The organism is uncultured Campylobacter sp. (assembly GCF_938045535.1).
Classification (GTDB): domain Bacteria; phylum Campylobacterota; class Campylobacteria; order Campylobacterales; family Campylobacteraceae; genus Campylobacter_B.
In genome coordinates this window covers 1-9,229 of the sequence record NZ_CALIMQ010000043.1, presented here as the reverse complement: position 1 = coordinate 9,229, position 9,229 = coordinate 1, and the positions used below count along the sequence as shown (strand labels likewise).

Genomic DNA, 9,229 nt, shown 5'->3' with positions numbered 1-9,229 from the left:
ACGGGATAAATTTAGTAGCTCTGCTCTTATGCGATAACGATCTTATTAAACGCGCCGTATCCGCCCACATGAAATTTACCGAAAGCGGCTAGCTGCGCTTATTTCTCTTCGTACTCGCTTGCTTGGGGTATGCAGACGCAGTTTGGATCGAGCTTTGAAGAGGCTGCGTTAAATTTTAATCTGGCCGCCAGGCATAAAATGCACGCCGTAATTATCCCTGCTACGGCAAAGGCATTTATACCGCTAATAGCCGCGGCTAGCCCCAAGGCGCCGCCTAGATACATGGCGCACAAAACGAGATCCTTGTCGATCTTGCCGCGAAAGATGATGGCGAAAAATAGCGCCGTCGCCACGCCGCCTACGAAGATGTTGCTCGCCGCGAAGAGATAGTTTAAAATTTCGCCGCCGAAGCTTGCTAAAAGTAGCGCGATCGCGCCGAAACCTAGCGTGGCGATACGGTAAATTTTTAGATCCTCGCTTCGCAAAATATCGTGCGCGAAGATGCTAGAAGCCGTGATCAGGCAGGTGTCCGCAGAGGATATGATCGCCGCCAATAGCCCCAGCATCAAAACCGCACCCAAGGACGCAGGCAACGCATTAAAAAGGCTTACGTTAAGCAGATCTTCGCCGCTCGTGCCGGCGGTCGCAAGGCTCATCGCACCGAAACCTATAAAAGCGATCATTATGCTGCTGATTGCGATTCCAAAAGCACCGAAGATAGAGCCCAGGATCGCCGCGCGCTCGTCCTTTGCGCTTAAAATTCTAGAAAACAGCATCGGATCGATCACGTAGCTAGTACCGATAACCAGCAGATAATATCCGATCTTGTCGTATCCGAAGGCGTCATTTTTGAGCGTAAAATTTACATTTTCAAATACCTGCGGCGAATTAAAATTTAGCCAGAGCAAAACTGCCAAAAACGCCGCGATTACGATAGCGTATTGATATACATCGCTTCTAATGACCGCTCTTTGTCCGCCCAAAATCGTATAAACGATGATGACCGCGCCTCCGATGAACAGCGAGGAGTTGAAATTTAGATCAAACGTCGAGAGTATGCGTGCGCTAGCGCTAAACTGCGCCGCTAAGATAGCGCACCATGCCACGCAAATGATAACCGCGCTAACAAGCCTGGCTCTTTTGTCGATAAAAATTTCTGCAATCTGCGCGAACGTCAGCGCCTTGCTCGCGCGTAGAATTTTCGCAATAAAAATCGCTAAAATCATCAGTCCGATCGCGCCGCTTAAAAGCCACCAAACCGCGGCAAATCCATACTTTTGCATATTCGATACCACGCCGATCGTAGCCGCGCCGCCCACGCATGTAGCGACTATCGAAAACGCGATCTCAAAAGCACTCGCCTTTCTGTCCGCTACCAAAAAGCCCTCAAGGGCGGTCTTTTTGCGAAATTCCAAGAAGCCTAGCAAAAGTAGAAATATGATAAATATGATTAAAATTTGCAATCTTATCCTTTATAAATTTTTAATTTTACCGCATCGCGGATCGCTTCGCAAAGCGCTTGCGTATCGCTTCTGGGCGTGATGAACGGCGGCATGAGATAGATGTTTTTGCCAAACGGTCTGATCCAAACGCCCCTTTTTACGAAAAATTCCTGCAGTGCCTCTACGTCCACCGCCTCCTTCATCTCTACGACGCCGATAGCGCCCAAGGTGCGAACGTCCGCCACGCCGTCTAAGCTCCTGCACCCCCTCAGGCCCTCTTGCAGGTCGGAGTGGATTTGCGCGACCTTTTGCGCCGTGTCCTGCGCGCACAAAATTTCTAAATTTTTAAGCGAAACGGCGCAAGCTAGAGGGTTTGCCATGAAGGTCGGTCCGTGCATAAAAACACCGCCGTTTTTGCTCACGCCGTGCGCGATCTTTTCGTTCGTCAAAACAGCCGCAAAGCTCATAAACCCGCCGCTTAGCGCCTTGCCTATGCAGATTATGTCGGGCGCCGCGCCGCAGTATTCGTATGCAAATACCCTACCCGTGCGCCAAAAGCCGGTGGCGATCTCGTCAAAGATGAGCACCGCGTCCGCTTCGTCGCACAGCTCACGGAGGCGGTCTAAAAATTTCGGATGGTAAAACCACATCCCGCCGGCTCCCTGGACGACGGGCTCGATGATGATGGCCGCGATCTCATCTTTGTTTTCTTTAAAAATTTTAGAAATTTCATCCGTGCTAGATGGGTCAAACGGCGCGTCGAAGCGACAGCTCGGGCGCGGTGCAAAAATTTGACGCGCCAAGATGCCGCTAAATAGCGAATGCATGCCGGTGAGCGGATCGCAAACGCTCATCGCGCCGAACGTATCGCCATGGTACCCGCCTCTGACGGTTAGAATTTTACTCTTTTTAGGCGAGACGTTTTGCTGATAGCAGATCGCCGCTTTCAATGCCACCTCGACCGCTACCGAGCCGCTGTCCGCGTAAAAGATGCGATCAAATTGCGGCAACATCGAGAGTAGCTTTTTGCCTAAATTTATCGCGGGCGCGTGGGTAAGTCCGCCGAACATCACATGAGAAAATTCCTTTATCTGTGCGGTCGCCGCGGCATTTAACGCCTCGCTGCCGTATCCCTGCACGGCGCACCACCAAGAGCTCATCCCGTCGATCAGCGCGCCCTGCGTCGTGTAAATTTTATTGCCTTCGGCGCGGAGCACGCCGCGTGCCTTAAGCGGATGCGTCGCGGAAGTGTAGGGGTGCCAAAGATGCTTCGCATCGAAGCTTAGATCAATGGGGTCCGTGTTTGAAGCGCTCATGAGCGGCGGCGCGACGCGGCTGCTTTTAATTTCGCCGTCTTGTTCGCAGACCTGCGCTGTGTCCAAAGCAAAGCGAGCCTTGCTATTTTTAGAATTCTCATTTAAATTTGCGCCCCTCTGCCCGCTTTGCGCCGTATCCAAGGCTACCGCGGCGGTTTCGTTTGAATTTGCCGCGCCCGCGTCCATCTGCGACGGATCGTTAAAATTTAGCGAGGCGATGAAATTTTCAAAAGAGCGCGCAGCGGCGGTAAAGTCGTCCTTTTGGAATTTACGTAGCGATATGACGGATATGCCTTTGAGTTTGCTTTTCAGATACGCTGCGTTCGATACGCAAATTTCGTCCTTCTCGTCGGTAAAATTCAGAACCAGCGCCGCGATTTTAAGCCCGTGCGAGCGTAGGACATAGACGCTGCAAAGCGCGCTGTTTATCCCGCCCAGCTCGTTTTTACAGACCAAAACGATCGGCGCATCTACCGCTCTCATCACGTCCAAAAAGCTCTCGTGCGAGTTCAGCGGCACGAAAATACCGCCCGCGCCTTCGATCAGCGTGATTTCGCACTGCGCCGAATGAGCGTCGATAAATTTTAAAATTTTATCCGTCTTGATCTCTCGGCACTCCAAACTCGCGCTGTAGTGCGGCGAAGCCGGAAATTTAAACGCATAAATCGGCGCAATGTCGCTATCTGCGCTTACTTTAGCATACTCGCTCACATCCTGCGCGACAAGCCTGCCGCCGCTCATCTCGCATCCCGTCTGCACGGGCTTTAGCGCGATCGCGGTGCGACCGCTTTGCAAAAACGCCCGCAGAAGCGAGGCTGTAACGAATGTCTTTCCTACCTCCGTATTCACGGCGGTTATAAAAAATTTCAATCTCGCTCCTTTAAAGCCCATCATAACTGAAATCAAATAGCGGCGTTGAAAAGAGGTGCCGCACTAAACCCAAGCGAATGTCAATCGCAAGTAAAGTAGGGCGGTCGACAAAAAGGACAAAAACATATAAAAGAAGAGATTCCCGCAAAGTAAGGCATGGCGCAGGAAGCGCAAATTTGGACGCATTATAAAATTTTAGCCTTTGCGGTTACGGATTTTATTTTGAGTTCGTAAATTTTCGTGCGCTTTAATGATGCTCTGGAGGCAAACTCTACGCGCGACATATAGTTTGGGGTGTATTTTTCGCAAAGTATCCGTAGGGCGTAAATTTTACGTTCGTCATCTAACACTTCGTTTGCTTCACAAACGGCGATCGCACTGCGGTACTCCGTCGTATAAACTATAGAGCCTAAAGCGGCAGCGTCGTTTGCGATAGATCGGTATTCTTCGTCGCTTGGGGTAGGAACGCGGTTGTAGCTAACAAAAACAGCCGTTACCGCACGTCCGTTTTGAAAGAGTTTTGCCTTCATACCAGCGGGCGCGCCGTGGATATAAATAACGTCCGCATCGCGCACCGGCGAGATAGGCACGCTAAAAATTTCGCCGCTATCATCTATGCAGCTAAGCGTAGCGTATTCGCTCTCGTCGATGATTTTTAACGCCTCATCTTCGCTTAGCTGCCTATCTCGTCTGCGCATTTAGTCCATCTGATTGCGTAGGAATGCGGGCTCGTCGAGCTCGTCGTAGGTTTCGTCTCCGTTAAAATCGCCGCTACTTACCTTTTGTCTAGAAAAGATAGAATTTCGACCCATGCTCTCTAAAAGCGCCTTTCTGCGATCCGCTACGTTATCGCTGGCGACCTGCTTTTTTTCCTCGATGCTCCTTTCAAAGCCGGTGGCGATGAGAGTAACCTCGACGCGGTTATTTTCCATCTTAGGATCGGTGGTGGTGCCCCAGGTAACGTCGGCATCCTTATCCACGGTATCTTCGATGATATTCATCGCAGATTCGATCTCAAGTAAGGAGCAATCAGGCGACATCTTGAAATGCACCAACACGCCCATAGCGCCGTGGATGGAGGTATTATCCAAAAGCGGAGATTGGATCGCGCTTTTTAGCGCCTCCTCTGCCGCGCCTTCGCCCTCGCTAACGCCGATACCCATAAGCGCCAAACCGCGGTGAGTCATTACCTTTTTGACGTCGGCATAATCGACGTTGATATCGCTGTCACCGGACTCTAAGATCACGGAGATCATACCGTTTACGGCTTGGAATAGGACATTATCTACGATTTTAAAGGCATCTTTTAGACCGGTTTTTTTATCGATGATCTTTAGTAAATTTTGATTTGGGATAACGATTATGGAATCGCACTCTTTTTTAAGCTCTTCAAGACCCTCTTGTGCTAATCGCATACGCTTTTTGCCCTCAAAACCGAAAGGGGTGGTAACGACGCCGATAGTTAGCGCTTTTTTCTCTTTCGCAGCTTTAGCGACTATAGGCGCAGCGCCCGTACCGGTGCCACCGCCCAGACCGGAGCCAACGAAAACAATGTCGGAGTAGTCCAAGCGGTCTTTAAGATCGTCATAATTCTCCTCCGCAGCCATCTTAGCAAGCGCAGGATCCATACCGCAGCCAAGGCCCTTGGTGGTGTTTTCGCCTAGTAAAATTCTAGTATTTGCGATCGATTTTTCTAACGCCTGTGCATCGGTGTTAGCCACCATAAGCTCAACGTCGGTTTTGGTAAATCCTTCGCGGATCATATGATTTATCATGTTGCATCCGCCGCCGCCGACGCCGATAACCTTCATCTTGGCACCGTAGATGCCCTTTCTTTCTTCCATGCTGTATCCTTTCACGAGTATCTCCTTAGCTTAAAATTTAAAACCAATTTTTCATAGACGACCAAATTTTATTGAAAAAATTCTGTCCGTCTTTTTTGGGAAGTTGGATATTCAAATCCTCCTTCTTAGCCGCACCGCTATCCGCTCTGACGCCCTCTTTTTCTATCGCCTTGCTGACCTCTTTTTCATAATATTCGTTCACGTTTCGTTTCGGAGCCTTATTTATAACTTCGTCTTTGTAGCGGAGTTTGCCGTTAGAGTCCATCTCGTATGGAGTGAATTCGCCGAAACCATACATGCAAAGTCCTAGTGCGCAAGAATTTGAAATATCATCAGCGATCTCGTGCAAGCCGCCCACGCTTTTTGCTCTTGCAACCCTAATTAATGGCTCATATCCAACATACGCTGGAGTTGGAATTAACACTTCGTCATCTTCTGCAAGAATTGTTTTAAGTGTAGAAGAAAGTCCTTCAGTCGAACCAACTGTAACTAAAACATTGTCTTTGTTGTAATTTCCTCCAAATTTTTCATTATAAAATTTTGCAATTTTCTCTCTTAATTCAGGCATTCCACCCACAGGTGAATATTTAATTGGGCTGTTTAAAGCATGATAAGCGATTGCTTCCTTTACTTTTTTCGGTGCATCCGTATCTGGCTCCCCAATTGTCATATTTATTACATTTTTATAAGACGACAATCTTTCATGAATTTTTCTTATATCTGATATTTCTATTCCTTTTATTATTGGATCTATGTACATTTTCAAAACCTTCTTTCTTTACGTTTCATATTTATTTTTTATCAATAACCCATTATATCATATTTTTCGTTTATTTTATAATTTTTATTAAATTTTCCATTGTCATTTTTCACTTTTTTTGATAAAATTAATATATAAAAATTTTAATTTATGCTATTTTTCATTTGAATAGTAAATTTATTACAAATTCTTTTTGCAATAAGAAATTAAATAAATTATAATTTCTGTTTTAATGGGATTTAGTATTAAAACTTAAATGGAAAGGAAAGGAAATGGACAATAAAAATCAACAGGCAATTGATGCCAATATGATAATTAAAATTCTTTATAAAGATAAAGCCCTAATTGCTTTAACAACAATATTAGTTGTAATACTATCAACAATTTTCGTATTTGTACATAAATCATTCAAATCGGAAATAATACTTTATGGAAACGACAAAGTTCTTACAGAAATTGGAGAAAATTCACAATTTTCACTAACTTCATTTGATTTTTTCAATTACTTGAAAAAAAATTCAAAGACTTTAAAAAATGTAAATTTACCTGATGACAAATTTCTAAAGGAAATGACAACAAGATTGACTGCTCAATCTGAAACAAATGATCCTATGGTAAAAGTAAAATTTTCTACAAATAGCAAATCCGAAGGAGAAAATTTTGCAAAGGAATACCCAATACTTGCACAAAATTATCTTCTTGAAAGAAAAAACAACTTTTTGGATTCACAAATAAAACTTTTAGAGCAACAATACAGTTTTTTGACAAAAAATGTTGATATCAGAACCACAAAAGATTCATTAACAGACACTCTTGTATCAAGACTGGCATATTACCGTTTGTTAAAAAATGATCCAAATCCAGTTGTAAAATTTATAAATTCTACAACAAAACCTTCTTTAAATAAAAAGCTGGTTATCGCTGGTTCATTATTTTTAGGAATTTTCTTAGGAATATTAATTGCATTTATGAAGGAATTTTCAACAACACTAGATTGGGAAGACATTAAAAAAAGAAAAAATTAAAAACAATAAAATTAAAGGGATTATCTTGTATTTTAAGACAATCCCCATTTTTTTATTATTGAACTTAAATAAAGTTATATTTTTATTATTTGCTAACAAGGAACTTAACCTATTGTATAGATAAAAAACTTAAGTCATCTAATACTATTAATTATCCAATTTCAACCATTTTTCTCTTTCTTTTATCAAAAGTTACCATTTCAGTAATTCCAAATTCCTTCACATATTCTCCCGCTTCCTTTATTTTCATCCCAACATGTTCAGAATAATGTGAATCACTTGATAAAATTACAGGAATGTCATATTCTTTCACATATTCCATAAAATCCCTATACGGCGTAATTTCCTTAATTGGATACCGATAAAACGTACCAGTATTTACATCTACAATCATATTATTCTTTTTCAGGCATTTAGCTGTACTTTCAAGCAATCTGTCAACATCTTTCTTCTCAGGAATATTTTTAAACAATCTCAAATTGAATGGATGTCCCAAAATATCATACATTCCTGTATTTGCCACATCTTCAATTTCTTTTGCATAATCCTTCCAAATTTGCACCAAATTACCATCTGTAAATTTATGCTTCAAAGCACTAAAATCAAATCCCCACCCCTTAATAAAATGAATTGAAACAATTAAATAATCAAAGTCATATTTAGATAATATTTCCTTAACTTTTTCCTGATTTCTAAAATTACAAACTTCAATTCCAAATTTTACTGGATAGCCTTTTGCTTTTAATTTATCTATAAAATCCCTGTATTCATCCAATGTATGTACAAATTTAGTTTTCTGTTCAAGCCATTTTTTCTGAAAATTTCCAGTTTCACTATCATCCAAAATTAACTCATCATAATACAAGTCCTTAAATTCCTTAAATCCATGGGTATGCTCTGTAATCCCTATTTCTGTCAGCCCCATTTCCTTTGCCTTTTCAAAAAAAGGATTTACATAATTCTCGTCATAACTTCCATATTCAAAGTGCATATGATAATCTACCAACATAATATTTCCTCGCTTTCATATATTGTATCCAAAATAAAGAAAAAAGCCATCCCAAAATTTACCATTTTGAAACAGCCTTTTTTACACAAAATTAATTAATCGATTATTGAGAAATTACATTTGTTGCTTGAGGTCCTTTTGGTCCTTCTTCTACATCAAAACTTACTTCTTCACCTTCGTTAACTGTTTTGAATCCTTCTTTATTAATTTTTGAGAAATGTAAGAAATAATCATTTCCATCTTCTCCTGAAATAAATCCAAATCCTTTTTTTTCGTTAAACCATTTTACTTTACCTTGTTCCATGAACATTTTCCTCCTTGTGCCAAAAGCACGGTTATTCATATTTCTGCCTGTGGTTCAAAAAGGAGCTCTTAAAACCCATTTATATCCCTAACAAAAACACTATAGTCAGTATAGCACAATTGAAAGCCTTTTACAAGCCTATTTCCGAACAAATTTAGAAAAGCTCTCAAATGATTCCTTAATAAAATAATGAAAAGAGTGAAAAAATACGAAAAATTTTCACTCTTTTCATTTAAAATGTTATGGTTTTTCAGACAATTGTTTGATTTGTTGCTCTAATTCTTCAATTTTTAACTCTTGCTTTTGAATTTGGTCTTTTAATTGAATAAACTCTTCTCGATAAGCCTCAATTGGTGTTTTTGTACGCTTAGATACCGTATTAAATAAATAAACGACTCCAAATAATACAATAATGATAAATAATAAATAAAGCCAACTTGTATTTTTACGTGAATATTTTGCAAATGAATCCCCAAATTCTTTTAATTCACCATTTTGTGGACTTAGGTTATGTTTAGCCATTTCCTTCTATCCCCCTTCATTTCCATTTGTCATAGGAAGTATACCATAAAGTTTAAGAAAACGGTAATTCCTTGGATAATTGTGTCATTGTTTCAAATCTTTCACCAACTAATCCTTCATCACAGACGACAATAAGG

General features: G+C 41.9%; 9 protein-coding genes. 1 reads left to right on the top strand and 8 read right to left on the bottom strand.

The window, feature by feature from the left end:
• Positions 1-98 precede the first annotated feature (98 nt).
• From Q0095_RS01720 to Q0095_RS01700, 5 genes are all read right to left on the bottom strand, one after another.
• Complete coding sequence (locus Q0095_RS01720; RefSeq protein ID WP_297880787.1) at positions 99-1,463, bottom strand: sodium:solute symporter; 1,365 nt, start codon at positions 1,461-1,463, stop codon at positions 99-101.
• Positions 1,464-1,465: 2 nt separating this feature from the next.
• A complete protein-coding gene (gene bioA / locus Q0095_RS01715; protein WP_297880785.1) occupies positions 1,466-3,628 on the bottom strand; it encodes an adenosylmethionine--8-amino-7-oxononanoate transaminase in 2,163 nt (720 codons plus the stop codon).
• Positions 3,629-3,813: 185 nt separating this feature from the next.
• The gene (locus tag Q0095_RS01710; protein WP_297880783.1) at positions 3,814-4,326 is read right to left on the bottom strand and encodes a pyridoxamine 5'-phosphate oxidase family protein; all 513 of its coding nucleotides are present in this window, start codon (positions 4,324-4,326) and stop codon (positions 3,814-3,816) included.
• Positions 4,327-5,487 carry a cell division protein FtsZ gene (gene ftsZ, locus Q0095_RS01705; RefSeq protein ID WP_297880781.1) on the bottom strand — a complete coding sequence of 387 codons (1,161 nt, stop codon included), beginning with the start codon at positions 5,485-5,487 and terminating at the stop codon, positions 4,327-4,329.
• Positions 5,488-5,509: 22 nt separating this feature from the next.
• Positions 5,510-6,232, bottom strand: coding sequence for an aminotransferase class I/II-fold pyridoxal phosphate-dependent enzyme (locus tag Q0095_RS01700; protein ID WP_297880788.1), 723 nt, complete (start codon positions 6,230-6,232; stop codon positions 5,510-5,512).
• A gap of 272 nt (positions 6,233-6,504) precedes the next feature.
• Here Q0095_RS01700 and Q0095_RS01695 point away from each other — a divergent pair, with 272 nt between their 5' ends.
• Positions 6,505-7,257, top strand: a complete 753-nt coding sequence (locus tag Q0095_RS01695) for an LPS biosynthesis protein (RefSeq protein ID WP_018498601.1) — start codon at positions 6,505-6,507, stop codon at positions 7,255-7,257.
• A gap of 151 nt (positions 7,258-7,408) precedes the next feature.
• Here Q0095_RS01695 and Q0095_RS01690 read toward each other — a convergent pair whose 3' ends face one another.
• The 3 genes from Q0095_RS01690 to Q0095_RS01680 form a co-directional block, all read right to left on the bottom strand.
• Positions 7,409-8,266 carry a histidinol-phosphatase gene (locus Q0095_RS01690; protein ID WP_297880776.1) on the bottom strand — a complete coding sequence of 286 codons (858 nt, stop codon included), beginning with the start codon at positions 8,264-8,266 and terminating at the stop codon, positions 7,409-7,411.
• A 103-nt stretch (positions 8,267-8,369) separates the two neighbouring features.
• Positions 8,370-8,570 carry a cold-shock protein gene (locus tag Q0095_RS01685; RefSeq protein WP_297880774.1) on the bottom strand — a complete coding sequence of 67 codons (201 nt, stop codon included), beginning with the start codon at positions 8,568-8,570 and terminating at the stop codon, positions 8,370-8,372.
• A gap of 240 nt (positions 8,571-8,810) precedes the next feature.
• Positions 8,811-9,092, bottom strand: coding sequence for a hypothetical protein (locus Q0095_RS01680; RefSeq protein WP_297880772.1), 282 nt, complete (start codon positions 9,090-9,092; stop codon positions 8,811-8,813).
• Positions 9,093-9,229 lie beyond the last annotated feature (137 nt).